We start from the raw sequence: 21,791 nt of genomic DNA on the forward strand, positions 1-21,791 counted from the left end.
AAGAACGTGTGCCGATACTTCGCAACCTGTTCTCATGTTGCTATTCGATTCTATTTCTTTTTTCCGCCGACTTGTTTCCAACCTACTTGGAACTTTGCAGATTGATCCACAAATTCTGAGCGTTTTCTTCCGCTAAATAGTGCTGAGCCAATTCCGTTAGTAATTGCTCCCATCATTGCGGTAATTCCGATTATTAAAAGTGCCACAATTGCAAAATCCATAATGAATTCTACCATGAATATCCCCCATTACTGATTGTTTGACTGCGTTCAGAAAGATATATTCGATTCTGAGCGCTACTCATTTGTCCCCTACTGTTATTGTAAAATAAGTGAGAAGAGAAAGAAAGAAAGAAAACCCATATTTTTTATATAAATAAATAAATATAGGTATTTTGTTATCATTATGCAAATCTAATTGAGAATAAATATAGCGAATATTCAACTAATGTGAAGGGCTGAGCAATAAGAATTATAATAATGTCCTTGAAAGCGTTTTAATGTCTCTGTTTTCAACTTATTAGTCTATGACAAAAATCAACCTAAATTGTAAAAAATGATAAAATATGTGGTAGAAAGTGAAACTTTTTTGTTTTTAAAACGTAAATAACTATAGTACGTATTTATATGTTTAGATTAAAGGAATTTTAAAAAAGGGGTATCAATTTGGAGTTGGTTGGTGTATAATTTTAATATAAATTTCTTATTTAAAACAATTTTTATTTGGGATTCGCTATAAATTATTAATACTCAACAATTTAGTATATGTCTAGAAAAGGGAGTGTGAATTTGTATGGTTACATTATACACTTCACCAAGTTGTACATCGTGTCGGAAAGCTAAAGCATGGTTAGAAGAACATGAAATCCCTTATCGGGAAAGAAATATTTTTTCAGAGCCCTTATCAATCGATGAAATAAAGGAAATACTTCGAATGACTGAGGATGGAACGGATGAGATCATTTCAACAAGATCAAAAACCTTCCAAAAATTAAATGTTAATGTAGAAAATATGCCACTCCAGAATTTATTTGAGCTAATTAAAGAAAATCCTGGATTATTGCGCCGTCCAATTATTATTGACGAAAAACGTCTACAAGTTGGTTATAATGAGGACGAGATTCGTCGTTTCTTACCAAGAAAAGTACGTACATTCCAATTGCGCGAGGCACAACGTCTTGTAAACTAATTAAAAGGGGCTGACACTGTTAGCCTCTTTTGTTATCTTATCATACTTGATTCGTTTAAGTTGTGAATGTCTTAATTGTGAATGTAATTGTTTTTTGATATTATATAAGGAATATACTTAGGGGAATAGGCTAATAATGGTTTTTCATAAGCAATCGTTTTTATTTCCCTAATTATTGTTTTTATCATAAAATAGAAGTACAAATTCCTTTATTAGAAAGGAGAGTTGTTATGATGGAAATTGAACGTATTAATGAGAATACCGTTAAATTTTATATTTCATATGGCGATATAGAAGAACGGGGCTTTGATCGTGAAGAAATCTGGTACAATCGCGAACGAAGTGAAGAGCTTTTCTGGGAAATGATGGATGAAATTCATCAGGAGGAAGAGTTCAGCGTCGAAGGCCCATTATGGATACAAGTCCAGGCTTTGGAAAAAGGCTTGGAAGTTTTAGTAACAAAGGCTCAACTCTCCAAGGATGGTCATAAGTTCGAATTACCGATTCCAGATGAGAAGCTTAAGGATATACCAGTTGACGATCAAATCGAAGAGATATTAGATCATCATTTTAGTCCTCGGCAAGACTCACGTAATACCGAAATATATGAAGGTGATTTAGAGTTTTTATTAGCCTTTTCTGATTTTGAGGACTGCATTGCGCTGGCAAAACGGCCGGGTATTGATGAGTTGCATACAAAGTTATATTCTTTCGAAAATAAATACTATCTATTTGTCGAATTCCCTGAGGATGAATTTGAAGAAGATCAAATAGATGACAAGTTAAGTATTCTACTGGAGTTTACACATGAATCACCGTTAACGGTTCATCGTGTTGAGGAATACGGTAAACTGGTTATAGGTGAAAATGTATTTCCAACCTTAAGAGAATTTTTTGCATAGTAAATGAACCGATTTCTGTACAGGGAATCGGTTTTTTTTATATGTTAAAAGGCAAAAAATATTCATATTTTCTTAAAAGGATTTTGTCTGTAGCTGTCGAAATGTTAACAAGTGGAGAGGAGGAATCTTGCTTGTTAACCGCGTTAACTGAAGACGGCAATCTCATTTGTTTGGCTGATTACATTAAAAGTCAAGATAAGCTACAAAAACTAAAACAAACAAGGAAATTTTATTGCCCTGGCTGTAAGGAGAAAATGATATTAAAAATTGGTACAAAGAAAATTTCACATTTTGCTCATTACCGGATTAATAGCTGCAGTGAGCAGTTTGAAAAGGAATCAGCCTACCATCTATCCGGAAAGCAACAACTTTACTTATGGTTACAGGAGCAGGGACTCAAGCCAGAACTGGAGGTGTTTGACCCTGATATACGACAACGACCGGACATCCGTTTTATTTATCAAAATCAACGTTTTGCCTTAGAGTATCAATGCTCGGTTATTCCTGATGAATTATTCAAGAAGAGGACAAATAGCTATTTGCAGCATGGGTATGTGCCGCTTTGGATTTTAGGAGGAAACTTCTATTCTCGAAAAAGTGCAGATGTAGCTTCACTCTCAGATTTTCAATACCTTTGCATGACATCCCATCATCAACGAACTTCGATTACCTTCTATTGCCCTACATCAAACAAAATGATTTTTCTACAAAATCTATATCCAATTTCAACGCGCAAATCTTTAACAATATTTGCATGCGAATCACTTCCCCTCATGGATATTAATAAGTTTATCCATCCGTTCCTTAATAGATCACCTAGCTTACCCATATGGCAAAAGGAAATGAGGTCCTTTAAACAATTTTATTCGCAAAATCCCCAGTCATATCGCGATCCATTTTTAAAACAACTCTATTATCATCATTTGCATCTAGTCTATTTACCTCCAGAAATTGGTTTGCCGGTGGCAAATAGTATCTTTATTCGAACTCCACCAGCAATCTGGCAAGGCTATCTCTATCTCGATTGCTTTATTAAAAGAACTCCAGGTGAAACGATCTCCATTACATCAATCTACCAGGCCTTCCAAAATCGCGTGAATCGAAATCAGATTGTTTTAAGAGAACTTCCTTTGTTAAGTGGAAATGCGTCGAATGCCATTCAGGAATACATATTTTTATTGGAGAAATGCGGATATTTGACGGCTTGGAATTCATCTGTCTATCGGATTAATCGTCAACTTAAAGTCGCTCTGAATATGATGGATCAAGAGCGGTCAGAGCAAGCATTTTATCAAAACTTTCAACGAATTTTTCAGTAGTATAATGATTTTTGCTGAAAAAACATACAATAAACGCGAGTAATTAACAATATTGGAAGGAAATAAACAAAGGAAATCGAATTAGAAAGAAAGATGCTTTGGAAGACGACTTGAATGGAGGTATTTTCATGGAAAAAGAACCTAAAGGTAAAGGCTTACCTGCACGAAGTGAAATTCCTGTTGAGGATACATGGAGATTAGAAGACATTTTTGCGAGTGATGAAGCATGGGATAAGGAATTTGACGAGGTGAAGCAACTCATTCCAGGAGTGCGCGAATTCACCGGTAAGCTTCACGAAAGTGCCGATACTTTATATAAAGCATTGTCTTTACAGGACCAGTTATTAGAACGTTTAAGTAAATTGTACACTTATGCTCATATGCGTTATGACCAAGATACAACCAATTCTTTTTATCAAGGATTGGATGACAGAGTAAAAGCCTTATATTCACAGGCTGGGAGTGCGTTAGCTTACATCGTTCCGGAAATATTATCGATTGAAGAAGGTAAGGTTGAGGGATTCTTAGCAGAAAAGCCAGAGCTTAAGTTGTACGAGCATGCATTGGAAGAAATCAATTTGCAGCGCCCGCATGTACTTTCAGCTGAGCAGGAAGCGTTATTGGCTGAAGCGGGTGAGGTGTTAAATGCTTCTAGCACAACCTTTGGCATTTTAAATAATGCTGATTTGCAATTTCCAAATATTAAAGATGAAAATGGTGAAGAGGTCGAGGTTACTCATGGTCGCTACATTCGTTTTTTAGAAAGTGAAAATAGACAAGTTCGAGAGGCTGCCTTCAAATCTGTGTATAGCACATATGGAAAGTTCCAAAACACGTTTGCCAGCACCTTATCGGGTAATATTAAAAATGATAATTTTAACGCTCGGGTTCGAAAGTATGAATCTGCTCGTCATGCGGCATTAGCTGCCAATAACATTCCAGAAACGGTCTACGAAAATCTTGTAGAAACGATTAATGAACATTTACCATTATTGCACCGCTATATCAAGCTTCGCAAAGAAGCGCTAGGCTTAGATGAACTGCATATGTATGATCTATTTGTCCCATTGGTTAAAAATGTAAAAATGGAGATTCCATACAATGAGGCGAAGGATATTATTCTGAAGGGCTTAGCTCCTTTAGGTGAGGAGTATGTAAATGTATTAAAAGAGGGCTTTGACAATCGCTGGGTTGATGTCCATGAAAACAAGGGCAAGCGCAGCGGTGCTTATTCTTCAGGCACATATGGCACGAATCCTTATATCCTGATGAACTGGCAGGACAATGTAAACAACTTATTCACACTCGCCCACGAATTTGGGCACTCTGTGCACAGCTACTACACTCGTAAGACCCAGCCTTACCCATATGGAAGCTATTCCATTTTTGTGGCTGAAGTGGCCTCCACTTGTAATGAAGCTTTACTTAATGATTATTTAATTAAAACAACAGAAGACGAAGAGAAGCGTTTATATTTGTTAAATCATTATTTAGAGGGCTTCAGAGGGACCGTATTCCGCCAAACAATGTTTGCAGAATTTGAGCATTTAATCCATAAAAAAGCTCAAAATAACGAGCCGATTACGGCTGATTTATTAACGAAGGAATACTACGCTCTAAATAAAAAATACTTCGGTGAAGAAAATATCGTCATCGATGATGAAATTGGCCTTGAGTGGGCGAGAATTCCGCATTTCTATTACAATTATTATGTCTATCAATACGCAACAGGTTTTAGTGCGGCAACTGCCCTTTCTAAGCAAATTCTTGAAGAAGGTGCCCCGGCTGTAACGCGCTATATTGATTTCTTAAAAGCAGGTAGCTCGGATTATCCAATCGAAGTATTGAAAAAGGCAGGCGTTGATATGACAAGCAAACATCCAATTGAAGATGCGTGTAAAGTGTTTGAAGAGAAGCTAAATGAGATGGAAAGTTTATTGTTGAAACGATAATTAAAAAGGATGAGCGTCGGTTTCGTTTAAGCCGAACGCTTATCCTTTTTTAAAATCCTTTAAATTTTTTTCGATTATTAAGATATGCCACTATTACAAACAAAATAATAAATAATAACGGAGAGGTAATAGACAATGGGACAAGGTTTATTAAACCAAGCAAATGGTAGCCAAACACAACAAAGAACAGGAAGATTAAAAGAGGGAAAATGAGTTTTTTCATGGTTGGATTGTAAAATCACTCCTTTCTAACCAGAAACCAAAGTGATAAAAATCACCTTATCTGAATTATTCAACAAGGGAAATCCCCTAATCGATTTGAGTAGTCTAACTAAATCGTATTCAATTGTGTCGAAAATATGCATGACGTTTGACAATCCTGTGAAATGAACTTGCGATTTATTGCGGCTGCTCTTGAATCCGTGATATATTTTAGACGTGAAGTTGATCACAAGCAAACATATACCCCTTTGTTTGACCGTGAAAAATTTCTCCCATCCCCTTTGTTCGTAAAATAACAGAAAAAACCTTGCAGCCCAAGACTGCAAGGTTTTTTCTATCCTTCACTAAGTTCTTTCTGATTGATCAACCCATCTCCAAATGGTTCCATACTTAGCCGGAATTTGCTCAACTTTTTGCTTAAGCTGGAGCTTTTTCATTTCACGATTGACCTCGTTTGGCGACATATTGTAGACTACAGCAATTTCTTTATCTGCAACCAATTTAAAATACTTCACAAAGCTTTCTAACGGTGGTGGAGCTGCAGGAACTGGCTTATGTTGCAGCATTTCCTCCAAGATTTGCACATAAATTTCATATGGATAATGACCAGTAATTTTTATGCCCTCTTCTTCGATATTTTCATTAAAGAAAACAAGCGTTGGTATCTCGTGGACTTCCATTTCTGCCATGATTTTCAAATCACACTGGAAAGCTTTAGAGGCTACGTCAGAATGGATATCATTTACGAATTCATCAACATCAAGATTTACACTTTGGGCACATTGGATTAATACATCAAAGCTGGATACGTTTTGCTTTTCTAAAAATAATACTTCTTGAACTTTTCGCAAAAACCGAATCCCATATCTTCTGCCCTGTAATTCAGCCGCTTTTATTGCGATTGATGTTAAATAGGGGGAGGAAATCGGATTTTCAAGCCAAAGGCTACCGTCACAAGACATTCCGAACCGACTTGCGGTTTTTTCCCAAAGATCAGCTTTTGTTTGGTAATCTCTTTTATTCCCTGAATTTAAGCTCGTCAACCTGCCACTTAAAACATGCTTAATAGAAAAGTATCTCCCATATTCAATTTGCAATTTTTTTGTAATAGGTTCCAATGCCCAGCACTCAGGATTAAGGGGATCAACAAACATATAGATCTCGATTGGCTTCTTCTCGCTATGAAAGCAGTGGTGAGAAGAAATGAATTGATTATGGAATGGACCTTGTTTGTTCACATTTTCTCACCTTTCAACTTTCAGAATCAGGAGTATTAACCATGTGTTGAGCAGTTAATACAAGCCTTGCATAATATTCATCACGAAGCGGACCAGCGAGTCCAACCTCATCCATTGCTTCACTCATGCAGGCTAACCAAGCATGAGCGCGGGAAGGAGTGATTTCAAAGGGTAAATGACGGGCACGCATCATTGGATGGCCATGTTCATCCGTGTAAATAGGTGGCCCACCTAAATATTGTGTTTGGAACTGTTTTTGTTTTCGTGCAGTTTCGGTTAAGTCCTTAGGGAAAATGGGCGATAGGTCAGGATGATTTCCAACCCGGCGATAAAAAGCATCAATCAATCGGTGCAACGTTTCCTCACCGATGGCCTCGAAGGGTGTAGGCATTTTTTCGACCATAATGCAGGGCTCCTTTTCCTAGATAATTCTGTTTATATTGTAGCAACGCTTTTTTTATATCTCAAATATATTGCCTTTATGAGAAATTCCACATTTAAACAGACTTTATTAATTTACACAAAAAATAAATCAGTTTCCAGTAATCTACCTAGGAAAGGAAAAATATTATTTATTTTAGTAAAAATAAGGAATGAAACATGGTGCGAATCTAAGATTTGTATTTTTGCTGATAGAACCGTTGTATCTTATTGTCGGTTTTTCTTAGCGGGATATGCATGTTTGTTAATAGTTGCTGAAAAATCACTTTGCCTTGCTCTGGATCAGTTACCTCGTACTCAACTTCAAAATCCTCAACCTTTAAATACTGGCTATGGTCTAACACTAGTATACCACCTTCGAATTCTAGCTCTGCCCGGTACGTCGTGAGCGTTCCGAAAAACTCAAGTGTATCAACTGCAAACCCCACGTTCAGTAATGCCGTTTTCACCGGTCCATCCGGCAATTTTCCGCCATCCAACATTCCCTTTGCTACTTCTTTTGTTAATATTTGATTGGTTTCTAAGAGCCCAATCTCAGCTGGCTGCTTTAAGGTCAATTCATATTTTCCTCCTTTTTCGCGAATGCGCAAAGCTGAGTGTAAATTCTTTAAGGCAAATATTGAGGTATCAAAATAGTGATTAATTTGTTTTTTGATTGAAGACTGATCAATTTTAAAATAATCCTGTAACCGTTCATATTCCTCTTTTGATAATAGATTTTTATATTCTATTTCGATTTGCTGAGACAAATTCGTCATCCTTTCCTTTGTTCTACTGTTTTTATTATCACCTTTTTTTAGATAGAAATGGAAGTATTAACTTTTACTTAGAGCAGTGTCTAGCGAAAGCGGCTAGCCCCTCGAGGTCTTAAGCCAATCCAGCCAAAAGGTCAAAGGACAACCTTTCGGCATGCTCGTCTTAAGCTTGTCGGGGCTGAGCGAGCCGCTTCCGCTTTTAAGTACATCAATTTTGGGAATCATCGCACAAATATGATAAAATATTTATCAAATCCCTGTATAATTAACAGGGTTTCGGATGAGGTGAGATTTGTTGGAACAATGGGACTACTTTTTAGCTCCATACAAACAAGCGGTTGATGAATTAAAAGTAAAATTAAGAGGGATGAGAAGCCAATTTGAGCTCGATGGATCCCCTTCCCCGATTGAATTTGTAACAGGTCGGGTCAAGCCGATTGCTAGTATTTTGGATAAGGCTATACAAAAACAGATACCTTTAAATAAATTAGAAACGGAAATGCAAGATATAGCCGGACTTCGAATGATGTGCCAATTTGTGGATGATATCAAAACGGTTGTCGAATTACTTAGAGAGAGAAAAGATTTCGAAGTCGTCGAAGAAAGAGATTATATTTCACACAAAAAAAATAGTGGATACCGTTCCTACCATGTTGTGATTCGATATCCAGTTCAGACGATTAGCGGTGAGAAAAAAATATTAGTAGAAATTCAAATCCGCACGCTTGCGATGAATTTCTGGGCTACAATTGAGCATTCATTGAATTATAAATATAAAGGACAATTCCCAAAGGATATACAAACACGCTTAAAGCGCGCAGCCGAAGCTGCCTTTCGTTTGGATGAGGAAATGTCGCTGATTAGAGGCGAGATTCAGGAAGCTCAAGCATTTTTTACATTAAAAAAAGAAACAAAACAAGAGGGAAAAAGCAATTAATAGGAGAAATTACAAATAGACTAAGTAAATTTAAATGAGGGGTAGAACATGAAATTTGCAATCACGTCAAAAGGGGATTCTAGGTCGGATACACTTAAACATAAAATGAGAACTTATTTGTTGGACTTTGATTTGATTTATGATGAAGATCAACCGGATATTGTTGTCTCAATAGGTGGGGATGGAACGCTATTATATGCCTTTCACCGCTACAGCAGTCGTCTTGATAAAACGGCCTTTGTTGGAATCCATACAGGCCACTTGGGCTTTTACGCCGATTGGGTTCCGGAAGAAATTGAAAAGCTTGTGATTGCAATAGCGAGAACGCCTTATCAAGTGGTTGAATATCCCTTATTAGAAACGATCATTCGTTACCAGCACGGTGGACGCGAAACACGTTATTTAGCTCTTAACGAAGCGACCGTAAAAAGTGTAGAGGGAACGCTTGTTATGGATGTTGAAATCCGCGGTCAATTCTTTGAACGCTTTCGTGGAGATGGCCTTTGTGTATCAACGCCATCAGGCAGTACTGCTTACAATAAAGCGTTGGGTGGAGCAATATTACACCCATCTATTCCAGCTTTACAGCTTACTGAAATGGCATCCATCAACAATCGCGTGTTCCGGACAATTGGTTCACCGTTGATTTTGCCAGATCATCATACATGTCGTTTAAAGCCAGTTAATGGCCCGGATTTTCAAATTACCATCGATCATCTAACGCTTTTACATAAGGATGTTAAATCCATTCAATATCGGGTTGCCGATGAAAAAATCCGTTTCGCAAGATTCCGTCCATTTCCATTCTGGAAGCGGGTCCATGATTCTTTCGTTTCCGAGGATTAATTTTACATAAAGGAAAGATACACCATGGAGAATAGGTTCTTTATTACTTGGGAAATAAATTCATCCGCTTCTGGGGTGCTTATTCGTGAGTTCCTCAGGGAGCAGGGAATTTCTAAAACCGCCTTAACTGATATTAAGTTTAAGGGCGGAGATATTTTAGTCAACGGTAAAACCGTTAATGTCCGTTACAGCTTGCAGGATGGTGACGTGTTAAAGCTCATTTTCCCTAAAGAAGAACATAGTGACGGGATTATTCTTGAACAGATTCCGCTGAGTATTGTATATGAGGATCCCTATGTGCTAGTAGTTAATAAACCTGCTGGAATGAGTTCGATCCCATCGCGCGAACACCCATCAGGCAGCTTAGCCAACGCGTTACTAGGCTATTATGAGAAAATTGGACTGTCTGCAACGGTTCATATTGTTACGCGTCTTGACCGTGACACATCCGGTTTAGTGTTAATCGCTAAGCATCGCCATGTCCATCATTTGTTGAGTGAGCTTCAAAAGCAAGGGCGTGTCAAACGTGTGTATGAAGCAGTGGCCTCGGGACAAATGACTGATGATGATGGGAAAATTGTTCAGCCTATCGCCCGCAAAAGTACAAGTATTATTGAACGTGAGGTGCATCCAGAAGGCCAATATGCCTGTACGAATTTTCGAGTATTGGAACGTTTTGAATCGTACACTCACGTGGCATTGCAACTAGAGACCGGCAGAACCCATCAAATTCGGGTACATTTAGTGTTTTTAGGACATCCTTTATTAGGTGATGATTTATATGGTGGTCCTGTTGATTTAATTGAGCGGCAGGCACTCCATTGCCGTGAAGTTTCGTTTTATCATCCTTTTTATGAAAAAGAATGCAGGTTTTTAGCTTCTTTGCCGGAGGATATGCAGAAGTTATTGGTGAAGCCTGTTTAAGAAACTGAATTGTTTGATAATCCGTGTCTATGGAACAAAACTTCGGAAAAAACAATAGGAAGTGTCTCATAGAAGGCGTCTATGAAACAAAACTTCGACAAAAACAATCAGAAGTGTCTCATAGAAGGCGTCTATGGAACAAAACTTCGGCAAAAACAATCAGAAGTGTCTCATAGAAGGCGTCTATGAAACAAAACTTCGGCAAAAACAATCAGAAGTGTCTCATAGAAGGCGTCTATGAAACAAAACTTCGGAAAAAACAATTAGAAGTGTCTCATAGAAGGCGTCTATGGAACAAAACAACGGAAAAAACAATCAGAAGTGTCTCATAGAATGCATCTATGGAACAAAACTTCGGAAAAAACAATAGGAAGTGTCTCATAGAAGGCGTCTATGGAACAAAACTTCGGCAAAAACAATCAGAAGTGTCTCATAGAAGGCGTCTATGGAACAAAACTTCGGCAAAAACAATCAGAAGTGTCTCATAGAAGGTGTCTATGGAACAAAACTTCGGAAAAAACAATTAGAAGTGTCTCATAGAAGGCGTCTATGGAACAAAACTTCGGCAAAAACAATCAGAAGTGTCTCATAGAAGATGTCTATGGAACAAAACTTCGGCAAAAACAATCAGAAGTGTCTCATAGTAGGCGTCTATGAAACAAAACTTCGGAAAAAACAATTAGAAGTGTCTCATAGAAGGCGTCTATGAAACAAAACTTCGGCAAAAACAATCAGAAGTGTCTCATAGAAGGCGTCTATGAAACAAAACTTCGACAAAAACAATCAGAAGTGTTCCATAGAAGATGTCTTTTTACAAACCTTCAAGAATATCAGCGTAATGGCTAAAATTTCTTAAAAGCCAAGAAAATGGTCACAAATGTCTTATTGTGACCATGCATCCATCAAAGCTCCCGAAACTTTTCAGCCACAAACGGCATCGATGAAGGAACAGATACTATTTCTTTTTCTGGATAGCGCAGTGCCGTAAGCTTGCCGCCGAACACAGCACCAGTATCAATATTATAAGTATTATTGATGATTCGCACTTCCTGCACCGGAGTGTGACCATAAACAATGCACGTCTTGCCCGTATAATGCATAGCCCAATCTAATCGAACGGGTGAGCCATCAGGATGCTTTTCTCCAGTAATATCACCATACAATACAAAGGTTTTCACCTTAGACCCTGATTTGCCAATATAATCCTGCCGAATACCAGCATGAGCTATGACAAGCTTTCCTTTGTCTAACTGCCGATATAATGGTGCTTTTTCATAAAGCTCAATAAACTTTTTGCGAATCAAATCCTGCTCTGGCTTACTCAAGGCTTCAAATTCAGCAACGGTAGTTTCCAATCCATGTGAAATCTGCACCTTGTTGCCTAGAAAGAAGCGATATAGCTTGTTACAGTGATTACCTGGGACATAGTATGCGTTCCCTTTTTCAACCGCTAACTTCCATACAATTTCAATAATTTTTAGCGATTCTGGTCCACGATCAGTTAAATCGCCGACGAATGCGAGTCTACGACCATACGGATGAACTGGAATGGCCTCAGTTGTCCAGTCATAACCAAGCTGTTCTGTTAACAACTTGAAATCCAAATAGCAGCCGTGAATATCTCCAATAATATCTATTTTCATTGTCAGTCAGCTCCCTGAGTATATTCAACTAATAATTTAAAAAAACACATGAGGGGGTAATAAGAATGGAGCATCAAGCATCCGTCGTTTCACTATTTATTGTGATTATTGTTGCATTTTTAACCCCAATCATGCAACATCGTTTAAAACTAACGATTATTCCTGTCGTTGTTGCAGAGATTTTAATGGGTCTAATTATTGGCAAAAGCGGGTTTAATCTTGTTCAAGAAGATGTTTGGCTTGAAACCTTATCGACACTAGGGTTTATCTTTTTAATGTTTTTAAGTGGCTTAGAAATTGACTTTTCAGCTTTTTCTAGTAAAAAATCGAGCAAATCCCAGTCACAACATAGGACGAGTGCGAAACAAGAACCAAATAGCTTTGCAGTGGCTACTCTTATATTTATTGGGATTTTTATCGCATCATTTATCTTGTCCTATTTATTTGTGTTTGCTGGTCTAATGGAAAATGCCTTTTTAATGACCTTAATTATATCCACCATCTCACTGGGAGTTGTCGTGCCAACCTTAAAAGAAGGCCACCTAATGAAAACGGTCATAGGTCAAATTATTCTCCTTGTAGCCGTGATTGCAGATCTCGTAACAATGATTCTCCTTGCGGTGTTTGCATCTGTGTATGACAGTGGAGAAGGAAATACATGGCTTTTGCTCATTTTATTTGCTGCAGGTGTTATGTTATTTTTTATAGGCAAACGCTTTAAAAATCGTACCTTTCTTGATGCACTTTCAAAAGGAACTACGCAAATTGGTACGAGAGCAGTATTCGCTTTAATTATTTTTCTAGTCGCATTGTCGGAATCGGTCGGAGCAGAAAATATATTAGGTGCGTTTTTAGCCGGTGTTTTGGTGTCGCTGCTTTCACCAAACCAAGAGTTGGTGCATAAGCTCGATTCGTTTGGCTATGGTTTTCTGATTCCTATCTTTTTTGTAATGGTGGGAGCCAAACTTGATGTTTGGACATTATTAAGCGATCCTAATCTATTACTGCTTGTTCCATTACTTTTGCTAGCGTTATTATTATCGAAGCTCATTCCGGTGTATATGTTAAGAAAATGGTACGATATGAAAACTGTTGTGGCATCAGGTTTCCTACTGACATCGACTTTGTCGTTAGTAATAGCAGCAGCAACCATTGGCGAACGATTAGGTGCAATTACAACCGAGATGAGCGGAACTTTAATTCTAGTAGCCGTCATCACTTCAATTTTTACACCAATGGTCTTTAAGAAATTGTTTCCTAGGGAGCAACTAGCAACGAAAAAGATTAAGGTTGTGTTTATTGGTGCTAATCAATTATCATTGCAGGTATCTCGTGAACTGGAGCCAACTCTTTATGAAACAGTGGTCTATACAACTAAACAGGAAAAATCCGATAAACAATTTGCAGGATCTTTGTTTGAAATGATAGAGGTACCAGACTACTCTATTACAACATTAGAGAGTACGGATGCCCTGTCCGCGGATATCGTAGTTATTTTAACAGGTGATCAGGATGCTAACGCTAAACTAGCTCGAACAATAAAGCAGAAAGTAAATTGTCGTGTGCTTGCCAGGATTGAAGGAAAGTCGCTGCAAGAGCAGCTTAACGATTTAGAAATTGAATTCTTTTCCGGTTTCCTAGCACAGCAAACACTGCTACGTGCTTCGATAGAATCACCAAGTATGATGAGCATTTTAACGAATCAGGAAACGGCTTTATTTGAAATCAGGATGCTGAATGAAGAGTTTGAAGGAATGAGGCTAAGGGAATTTCCGTTTACAGGAGATGTGATTTTTGTAAGGATTTTTCGTAAGAAGGATTCGATTATTCCACATGGTGACACTGAGCTACATCTTAATGATCGCCTCATTGTTACTGGATCGAAGGAATACGTTGAACAGTTAAAACGAGAACTTGAATTTTGTCAATGGTGTTAAAATTTCGATATTTGGATATGATGCAGTGAATTAGTACTTTTCTTTTCTAGGACGATATAGTAATATTAGTACTAGGTACTAATATCATGTATTAATAGGAGGGTAATTGATGACTCTTTCTTTAGCTGGAAAAACTTATGTAGTTATGGGTGTAGCAAATAAACGTAGTATTGCCTGGGGAATCGCTCGTTCACTTCATACGGCGGGAGCCAGAATTGTATTTACATATGCAGGTGAAAGATTAGAAAAGGGTGTAAGAGAATTAGCTGAATCATTAGAAGGCAATGATTCTCTAGTTTTACCATGTGATATTACTAATGATGAAGAAATCGCTAAATGCTTCGCTGAGATTAAGGAGCAAATTGGTGCGATTCATGGTGTAGCGCACTGTATCGCTTTTGCTAAAAAAGAAGAACTTGAAGGCGACTATATGAACACTACTCGTGATGGTTTCATGTTAGCACACAATATCAGCGCATATTCATTAACTGCTGTTTGTAAGGAAGCAAAAGGCCTTATGACAGAAGGCGGCAGCATTGTAACGCTTACTTACCTTGGCGGCGAGCGCGTATTACCAAACTACAATGTTATGGGTGTTGCAAAGGCATCACTTGAAGCAAGTGTTCGTTATTTAGCAAGTGATTTAGGTCCGCACGGCATTCGTATCAACTCTATCTCTGCTGGCCCGATTCGTACGCTATCTGCTAAAGGAATCGGCGATTTTAACGAAATCTTAAAACATATTGAAAAACGTGCTCCGCTTCGTCGTGGAACAGATACTGAAGAGGTTGGAGATACAGCTGTATTCTTATTCAGTAACATGTCACGCGGTATTACTGGTGAAAATATCCACGTTGATTCTGGATACCATACAATCGCACTTTAATATCAAACTATACACGCGAACCAAGCTGATTAACTCAGCTTGGTTTTTTTGTGGTTAAAAAGAAAAAAATTTTTTCTTCACATTCATAAAATTTCCTTGGAAGTAGAAAATAAGCAGGTATCTTCACTCATTAACAATGAAGTAGGAAGGGAAATGTATGAAAAAAGAATCTAAAGCCCCAAACAAACTGAAATGGCTCCTCGCTTTCATGATTCTATTATTGATGGGAGGCTGCACAAACTACTCCGGCCAGGAAACCAAGGTAGCGTTAATTAAAACAGTAGATCCCCGACCAACAGTGTTCGGAGAAAATGAATCAAAGGACTTGAAAACCCTCAAAAAGGTGCATGATGAGGTTTTGGCAGTTCATCCCGTTTATGATGTCGCCATTGTAAAGGGAAAAAAGGACATTGTCGTAGCTTACAAGGTGAAGCATATGCACCGTTTTCAAATGAAGCAAATTGAAAAGGACATCAATAAACGACTCGAAAAGAAATTTCCGAAAGAGGACTTTGTTATCTCGAGTGATTATAAAATTTTTCTTGAAGTAATTGAACTAATCGATGATGAAAAGAATCCGAAGCATTCCGATAAAGAGGCAGATAAAAAGCTACATGAAATTATAGAACTAAAAAAAGAGCTTACGTAAAGGATGGGATTCTCATGGGAAAAAAGGAGCAATTGCAAAAACTAACACCACAACAACTGGAATACCAAGAACTGCAGAAAAAGCATGAAACAAAACGACCTGTACTAAAAAACTGTATGAAAGCTTTTCTAGTGGGTGGAATTATCTGCACGATAGGTCAAGCTGTCAGTTATTTTTACATATACTTTTTCCGATTTACTGAGCAAACCGCAGGAAATCCCACCGTTGCGACAATGGTATTCTTTGCCATGTTACTAACCGGGTTTGGGGTTTATGACCATATTGGCCAAATTGGTGGAGCAGGAAGTGCTGTTCCTGTGACTGGTTTTGGCAATGCTGTTATATCGGCTGCGATTGAACATCAGACAGAAGGCTATGTTCTCGGTGTTGGAGGCAATATGTTTAAGCTAGCTGGTTCAGTCATTTTGTTTGGTGTTTTTTCAGCATTTATTGTGGCGCTGGTCAAAACGTTATTGAGTATTTGGGGGGTTATTTAGTTGCTAAAAGGCAAGCAGAGCTGGCTGTTCGAAAGCTGTCCCTCGATTGTTTCAACAGGGGTATCCGGTGGACCGTTTGAAGCTAATGGTAATTTGGCAAATGATTTTGATATATTGCATGAGGATTTATGGATGGGACAGGATTCCTATGAAAAAGCCCATCGTGTTTTAATTGAAGAAGCAGCAGAAACAGCTTTAAATAAGGGGAATCTGCAAAAAGAGCAAATGCAGTTTATGATTGCCGGTGATTTAATCAACCAAATCACCCCAACTAGCTTTGCTGCACGTACATTACAAGTTCCCTATATGGGTATCTTTGGAGCATGTTCAACATCGATGGAGGGCTTGGCGCTTGCCTCTTTTTTAATCAATTACAATGGTGCAGATTATATTCTAACTGGAGCAGCTAGTCATAATGCGGCAGCTGAAAAGCAATTTCGATATCCAACAGAATATGGCGGGCAGAAGCCGCCAACAGCACAATGGACTGTTACTGGAGCAGGTGTAGCAGTAGTAGCGAAAAATTCAGGCAATAGTGCTGACCCTGTCACTACCTCAGCGACAATTGGAAAAGTTGTTGACATGGGTATCACAGACCCATTCAATATGGGCGGTGCAATGGCGCCTGCTGCTGCTGACACGATTGTTGCTCATTTTAGAGATTTAGGACGAAATCAAGACTATTATGACCTGATTGTCACTGGTGATTTAGGAAGAATTGGTCATGAGACAGCTATGGATTTATTAAACCAAAGCAATATTAAGTTGACTGAAGAAAAATTCAAGGATTGCGGGATGATGATATACAAAAGCGATCAGCCTGTTCAAGCTGGGGCTAGCGGGGCTGGATGTTCTGCCAGCGTTCTATATGGACATTTATTTAATGAAATGAAAAAGGGAACCTACAAAAAAATACTCGTCGTGGCAACAGGTGCCCTATTGTCGCCATTATCGTTTCAACAAGGTGAATCCATTCCATGTATCGCCCACGCTGTCTCGATTGAAATGCAGTAGTTTTTAAATTCGTTCATAGGAGGGTTTGGTATGTTACCAATGTTTTTCTGGGCATTTGTCGTCGGAGGATTAATTTGTGTGGTTGGCCAGCTCCTGTTTGATGTAGCAAAATTAACTCCTGGCCATACGTTGAGTTTACTTGTTGTCATCGGTGCCGTAATGGATGGGTTTGGTTTATATGAGCCATTGGTTGATTTTGCAGGTGCAGGTGCGACCATCCCAATAACAAGTTTCGGTAATTCCCTAGTTCATGGTGCTTTGCAAGAAGCCGAGCAGCATGGCATTGTTGGAGTATTAACAGGTATGTTCGAAGTCACAAGTTCAGGCATTTCAGCAGCAATTATTTTTGGTTTTATGGGAGCCTTAATATTCAAGCCAAAAGGTTGATTTTTTATACCAACTACTGTCATTCATAGTTAATTATCATAGGGGGAAAAGATTTTTTGGATGTGCCTATAACACTTTTTCAGCTTTTACATATGTTATATTGAGCAAAGAAAAAGTGAGGTGACAATCTATGGGCTTTGGCTGTGGTTTCGGCGGATACGGCGGCGGATGCGGATACGGTTACGGCGGAGGTTATGGCGGTTCAACTTTCGTTCTTATCGTCGTATTGTTCATCTTATTAATTATTGTAGGCGCAAGCTTCTATAACTAATATTTATGAAAAATAATCAGGGGATTGACTCCTCCCTAAGTTGATTCCCGATACCCTTTTTCTGATGAAGAGCGAAAGTGAGATTGACCTATGATGCGGGTCAATCTCTTTCTTTTTGTTGAAACAATTCTCGAATCCATCTAGACGATTCACCAAACACGCCCTTTTTTCATAGGATACATAAGTTAAAAAAGGAGGCGTGTGCTACAACATGGATAACGGATTCTTTAAAAATGTTGAAAAGAAAACAGGCGTAAACATGAATGATATCTTTGCGTTAGCGAACTCATTACAAAATGCGAATTTTAAGGATGAAAAAACAGTACGAGGTGTCATTCGCCAAGTATCACAAATTGCCGGGAAGCCAGTGTCACAGGAAATGGAAGATAAAATTGTTCAATCAATCGTAAAAGATGGCAAATCATTAGACTTCAATTCGATTTCGAAAATGATTAATAAAAAATAAAAAAAGGGCTGCTCCTAATGCGAAAAGTGATTCTTATTAGGAGTAGCCCTTATTCTTATTTTAATATGGAAAGAAATCGCGATTGATTGGCCTTTTTTCCACGAATTCGTTCGGGAATCGATAGATACAATTGTTCCTGAGCCCGCGTTACCGCGACATATAATAAGCGTCGTTCTTCCTCAAGCGGCGCAGCATCCCCGTTACGCAGCGATTCTAAAGCATAGTCATGTGGAATTGTTCCATCGACAGTTCCTAACACATAAACAGTATTGTATTCTAGTCCCTTCGAGCGATGAATTGTGCTCAACGTAACGGCATCTTGAACATTTTTTGAGATGGCCTTCATTTCCTTATTCATAGCCTTCATATGGTCCGTATGCTCAAGAAACTCGACAACTGTCGTAAAGTTTTTCGCAGCAACCTTTAAATCTCGAACATCATCAGATCCCTTATCGAGCAAATTGCCTTCGTTGCCACGCTTCTTCACAAAATCTCCAAAGCCAAGCTCCTTTTCTACCGTTTCAATGGCAACAGCTGGTGATAGTGTAGACAACCCACGTAAAATTGGCACCATTTTTTTCAATTTCTTTGCTTGGAAGGCATAGGAGGTTTTCAAACGGGAAAGTGATTCAAGCATTGTACAATCCTGTAAAATACTATCTGCTTTAATGTCGGATAATGCATTTTGGCGAATAAACAACGCTGGTAGCACCGTTTTAATCGCATTTTGATCATCCTCATTCAGGCTTAGGCGTAAAAAGGCAAGCATTCCTTTGACGATGAAGCGGTCGTAAAACGATTCGATATCCTGGTCGATTTTAAAGGGAATACTGGAATGGACAAGTCTTTCAAACATGGCTCGGCTTCCAGTGTTAGTTCTGAACAGAATCGCAAAATCGCTCGGTCGTTTACCTTGTCCGATTTTTTCCAAAATGTCTGTTAAAATCATCGTTGCTTCTTCCTCTTCATCATAAGGATAGAAGCTAATCGGCGCTTGGTGATAGCTGACTTGTGCATTCATCGATTTTGTTCGGCGCCGTTTATTTTGACTGATAATCTTATTTGCGACAGACACAATTTCGTGATTGGAGCGATAGTTTTGATCAAGCACAATCGTTTGAGCAGTTGGGAAATCATACTCGAAATCAAGCAAATAGGATGGATCACTACCGCGGAAGGCATAAATCGACTGATCGTCATCGCCAACGCCGCACACATTTTTCGTTTTTGCCGATAACAGTTTGATGAGTTCGTATTGAACTTTGTTAATATCCTGAAGCTCGTCGATTAAAAAATAATGAAAGCGATTTTGATAGTTTTCAAGTAGAGCAGGATCATCAAGAAACAGTTGATAACACCCAATTAACATATCATCGAAATCAAACAAATGGTTGTTGCGCAGGCTTTCTTCATAATGCTTATACAGTAACGCAACCTTTTCTTCCCAAGCATCCGCTGGTTTAACAGTATTTGCCCACTCAAGGTTGTTTTTCCAATAGCTGATTTTTTGGAGGGCGAGGTCATAGGAAAATTCCTTTTCGTCCAAATCAAGCTCCCTACCTGCTTCTTTTAAAATCTGTTCTTTCTGCCAATCTTTTTTCAAGAGATTGCGAGAGTCCCATTTTTCGCGGGCATGAAATGCAAGGATTCGATAAAAGATGCTGTGAAAGGTGCCGGTGACAAGGCTGTTAACTAGCGCTGGCGAAAGCTTTGGATAGCGGGTTAAGCGTTCTTTCATTTCCGCAGCAGCCTTTGCTGTAAACGTCACGAGCATAATCGAGCTTGGTGCAATTCTTTTTTCAACGAGCATAAAGGCTGTTCGGGCGGTTAATACACGTGTTTTACCACTACCAGCTCCTGCAAGGACAAGGAGTGGGCCTTCCGTATTGGTAACTGCAGCAGCTTGGCTTGCGTCCAGTTGGAATCCTGCAAGTGCCAAATCTTCCAAATATGGATGTTTTTGTTGCATTTGATATGCAGGCGCTTTAATAAAGGGTTTATCAACCTTTAATTGGCGCGCACGTTTTTTACCAACTTGACGAGTTGCGGTCGCTGCGGCAGTTGAAGTTGAGCCAACTGAACGAGCTACAGGAATGCGGAAGCCGTTCCGTTCAATATAAGAAACCTCAGTTGCTTGTGCTGGTTTTGGCGCTTCAAATTCTTCCTCAGACAGGTCAGTACACTGATTCTGAGTTGAAACTACATGAAAGAAATGGGGTTCTTCCATAATACCTAAATACAAGCGAACCGGAGCCCCACAGCTCGGACAAGCAAGATCGCCTTTTTTGCCAGCTTCATAGATTCGTTGATATTGCTCGCGATCAAGTTTATCTAAATGGATTTTATCATCAAGGAAAATAGCTGTTTTCATAGGAGGGTACCTCTTCTTATTTATTGCTTAGGAAATTTTAAATTTTAACGCTGTGGATAAGTTCACAACGTTATACACGTCCAGCTACAGCGCTTAGGGGCTTGGGGTCACAAGCTTGTCTAGTGAAAGTGGCTAGGAGCTGAGTACATAAGCCAAATCCCTCCAGAGATTATCATCTCTTGCGTGATTCGTCTTATGTCCATCGCTCCTGAACGAGCCACTTTCACTTTTCTAACAATCCCTTCCGGAAATCAGGATTTCCTGCAGGGCGGACCTTGTGCCTGTCGCTCCTGATCAAGGCGCTTACGCTTTTGTTCTTGTAGGGGCATTTTGGTTAGTTCATAATACAAAAGCCTAGGTTCATGTTTATCCGAAAAAATAATACAAATGTAATCATATCAAAATTTTAACTCAAGCTAAAGATAGAAAAGTTGGCAAACAAAAACATGCAGTGGTAAAAACCTCACTGCATGTACTAGTATCAATGATTCGATTTGTATCCACTTTCTAACACTTAATACCAACCGTTTTCTTCATTGCTCGGTGGGGTATCCCCGCATCCAAAAATTCCCCGGATACGATTTCATAACCTAATTTAGAATAAAAAGGAATGGCATGGGTCTGTGCATTAAGCTTCAAACTTGAAATCCCTTGGTCGTGGGCGTATTGCTCAATCCGGTCCATAATCAGCTTTCCGGCACCCGTACCGCGCTCCTGTTTTAATATACAAATTCGTTCCACTTTGCCAATCCCATCAAGCAAACGGAAACGGCCAGCACCAACTGGCACTAAAGCTTCATTATACATGACAAAATGGGTCGCACTTTCTTCATATTCATCAATTTCCTCTTCGACAGGCACGTTTTGTTCCTCAATAAAAACCTGTCTACGTACAGTATGGGCATCGTGTAATTCTCGGTCATTTTCTACGATTTTAATCTGCATA

At 38.8% G+C, this 21,791-nt stretch carries 22 protein-coding genes; 15 read left to right on the forward strand and 7 right to left on the reverse strand.

What is annotated here, in order from left to right; all coding sequences use genetic code 11:
- Positions 1–50: 50 nt before the first annotated feature.
- Entirely contained in the window at positions 51–236 is a 186-nt protein-coding gene (locus FXW34_RS06965) for a hypothetical protein (protein WP_147533245.1), read from the reverse strand.
- Between the two features lie 556 nt (positions 237–792).
- On the opposite strand from FXW34_RS06965, the gene spxA reads away from it, so the two are divergent.
- The 4 genes from spxA to pepF all read left to right on the forward strand — a co-directional run bounded on the left by spxA (position 793) and on the right by pepF (position 5,361).
- On the forward strand, positions 793–1,188 hold the full coding sequence (gene spxA / locus FXW34_RS06970) for a transcriptional regulator SpxA (RefSeq protein WP_147533246.1): 396 nt from the start codon (positions 793–795) through the stop codon (positions 1,186–1,188).
- Positions 1,189–1,421: 233 nt separating this feature from the next.
- The gene (gene mecA / locus FXW34_RS06975; protein WP_147533247.1) at positions 1,422–2,090 is read left to right on the forward strand and encodes an adaptor protein MecA; all 669 of its coding nucleotides are present in this window, start codon (positions 1,422–1,424) and stop codon (positions 2,088–2,090) included.
- A 131-nt stretch (positions 2,091–2,221) separates the two neighbouring features.
- Positions 2,222–3,409, forward strand: a complete 1,188-nt coding sequence (locus tag FXW34_RS06980; protein ID WP_187118862.1) for a competence protein CoiA — start codon at positions 2,222–2,224, stop codon at positions 3,407–3,409.
- 128 nt (positions 3,410–3,537) lie between these two features.
- Complete coding sequence (gene pepF / locus FXW34_RS06985; RefSeq protein WP_147533249.1) at positions 3,538–5,361, forward strand: oligoendopeptidase F; 1,824 nt, start codon at positions 3,538–3,540, stop codon at positions 5,359–5,361.
- 566 nt (positions 5,362–5,927) lie between these two features.
- Here pepF and FXW34_RS06990 read toward each other — a convergent pair.
- The 3 genes from FXW34_RS06990 to FXW34_RS07000 all read right to left on the reverse strand — a co-directional run bounded on the left by FXW34_RS06990 (position 5,928) and on the right by FXW34_RS07000 (position 8,011).
- Positions 5,928–6,821 (reverse strand): ClpXP adapter SpxH family protein, encoded by an 894-nt coding sequence (locus FXW34_RS06990; RefSeq protein ID WP_281292923.1) that lies wholly within the window; start codon positions 6,819–6,821, stop codon positions 5,928–5,930.
- Between the two features lie 13 nt (positions 6,822–6,834).
- Positions 6,835–7,224 carry a globin domain-containing protein gene (locus FXW34_RS06995; RefSeq protein ID WP_147533250.1) on the reverse strand — a complete coding sequence of 130 codons (390 nt, stop codon included), beginning with the start codon at positions 7,222–7,224 and terminating at the stop codon, positions 6,835–6,837.
- A 208-nt stretch (positions 7,225–7,432) separates the two neighbouring features.
- Complete coding sequence (locus FXW34_RS07000) at positions 7,433–8,011, reverse strand: CYTH domain-containing protein (protein ID WP_187118863.1); 579 nt, start codon at positions 8,009–8,011, stop codon at positions 7,433–7,435.
- 301 nt (positions 8,012–8,312) lie between these two features.
- Here FXW34_RS07000 and yjbM point away from each other — a divergent pair, with 301 nt between their 5' ends.
- From yjbM to FXW34_RS07015, 3 genes are read left to right on the forward strand one after another with little or no spacing between them, the layout of a single operon-like run.
- Complete coding sequence (yjbM, locus tag FXW34_RS07005) at positions 8,313–8,954, forward strand: GTP diphosphokinase (RefSeq protein WP_147533367.1); 642 nt, start codon at positions 8,313–8,315, stop codon at positions 8,952–8,954.
- A gap of 48 nt (positions 8,955–9,002) precedes the next feature.
- Entirely contained in the window at positions 9,003–9,800 is a 798-nt protein-coding gene (locus FXW34_RS07010; protein ID WP_147533252.1) for an NAD kinase, read from the forward strand.
- A 24-nt stretch (positions 9,801–9,824) separates the two neighbouring features.
- The gene (locus tag FXW34_RS07015) at positions 9,825–10,724 is read left to right on the forward strand and encodes an RluA family pseudouridine synthase (RefSeq protein WP_147533253.1); all 900 of its coding nucleotides are present in this window, start codon (positions 9,825–9,827) and stop codon (positions 10,722–10,724) included.
- Positions 10,725–11,626: 902 nt separating this feature from the next.
- Here the strand turns inward: FXW34_RS07015 and prpE are convergent.
- Entirely contained in the window at positions 11,627–12,367 is a 741-nt protein-coding gene (gene prpE, locus FXW34_RS07020) for a bis(5'-nucleosyl)-tetraphosphatase PrpE (protein WP_147533254.1), read from the reverse strand.
- A gap of 65 nt (positions 12,368–12,432) precedes the next feature.
- On the opposite strand from prpE, the gene FXW34_RS07025 reads away from it, so the two are divergent.
- The 8 genes from FXW34_RS07025 to spoVIF all read left to right on the forward strand — a co-directional run bounded on the left by FXW34_RS07025 (position 12,433) and on the right by spoVIF (position 18,474).
- A complete protein-coding gene (locus tag FXW34_RS07025; RefSeq protein ID WP_147533255.1) occupies positions 12,433–14,304 on the forward strand; it encodes a cation:proton antiporter family protein in 1,872 nt (623 codons plus the stop codon).
- A 109-nt stretch (positions 14,305–14,413) separates the two neighbouring features.
- The gene (gene fabI / locus FXW34_RS07030) at positions 14,414–15,190 is read left to right on the forward strand and encodes an enoyl-ACP reductase FabI (protein ID WP_147533256.1); all 777 of its coding nucleotides are present in this window, start codon (positions 14,414–14,416) and stop codon (positions 15,188–15,190) included.
- Between the two features lie 157 nt (positions 15,191–15,347).
- Positions 15,348–15,839 carry a sporulation protein gene (locus FXW34_RS07035; protein WP_147533257.1) on the forward strand — a complete coding sequence of 164 codons (492 nt, stop codon included), beginning with the start codon at positions 15,348–15,350 and terminating at the stop codon, positions 15,837–15,839.
- Between the two features lie 14 nt (positions 15,840–15,853).
- A complete protein-coding gene (gene spoVAC / locus FXW34_RS07040; RefSeq protein WP_147533258.1) occupies positions 15,854–16,336 on the forward strand; it encodes a stage V sporulation protein AC in 483 nt (160 codons plus the stop codon).
- A complete protein-coding gene (gene spoVAD / locus FXW34_RS07045) occupies positions 16,337–17,350 on the forward strand; it encodes a stage V sporulation protein AD (RefSeq protein ID WP_147533259.1) in 1,014 nt (337 codons plus the stop codon).
- Between the two features lie 30 nt (positions 17,351–17,380).
- A complete protein-coding gene (gene spoVAE / locus FXW34_RS07050) occupies positions 17,381–17,737 on the forward strand; it encodes a stage V sporulation protein AE (protein WP_147533260.1) in 357 nt (118 codons plus the stop codon).
- 130 nt (positions 17,738–17,867) lie between these two features.
- Positions 17,868–18,008 carry a YjcZ family sporulation protein gene (locus FXW34_RS07055; RefSeq protein WP_147533261.1) on the forward strand — a complete coding sequence of 47 codons (141 nt, stop codon included), beginning with the start codon at positions 17,868–17,870 and terminating at the stop codon, positions 18,006–18,008.
- Positions 18,009–18,219: 211 nt separating this feature from the next.
- A complete protein-coding gene (spoVIF, locus tag FXW34_RS07060) occupies positions 18,220–18,474 on the forward strand; it encodes a sporulation-specific transcription regulator SpoVIF (protein WP_147533262.1) in 255 nt (84 codons plus the stop codon).
- 55 nt (positions 18,475–18,529) lie between these two features.
- On the opposite strand, the gene FXW34_RS07065 is transcribed toward spoVIF, so the two are convergent.
- On the reverse strand, positions 18,530–20,845 hold the full coding sequence (locus FXW34_RS07065; RefSeq protein WP_147533263.1) for a UvrD-helicase domain-containing protein: 2,316 nt from the start codon (positions 20,843–20,845) through the stop codon (positions 18,530–18,532).
- Positions 20,846–21,352: 507 nt separating this feature from the next.
- Complete coding sequence (locus FXW34_RS07070) at positions 21,353–21,790, reverse strand: GNAT family N-acetyltransferase (protein ID WP_147533264.1); 438 nt, start codon at positions 21,788–21,790, stop codon at positions 21,353–21,355.
- Between the last annotated feature and the right edge of the window lies 1 nt (position 21,791).

This window comes from Bacillus marasmi (genome assembly GCF_902168435.1).
GTDB lineage: Bacteria > Bacillota > Bacilli > Bacillales > Cytobacillaceae > Bacillus_BU > Bacillus_BU marasmi.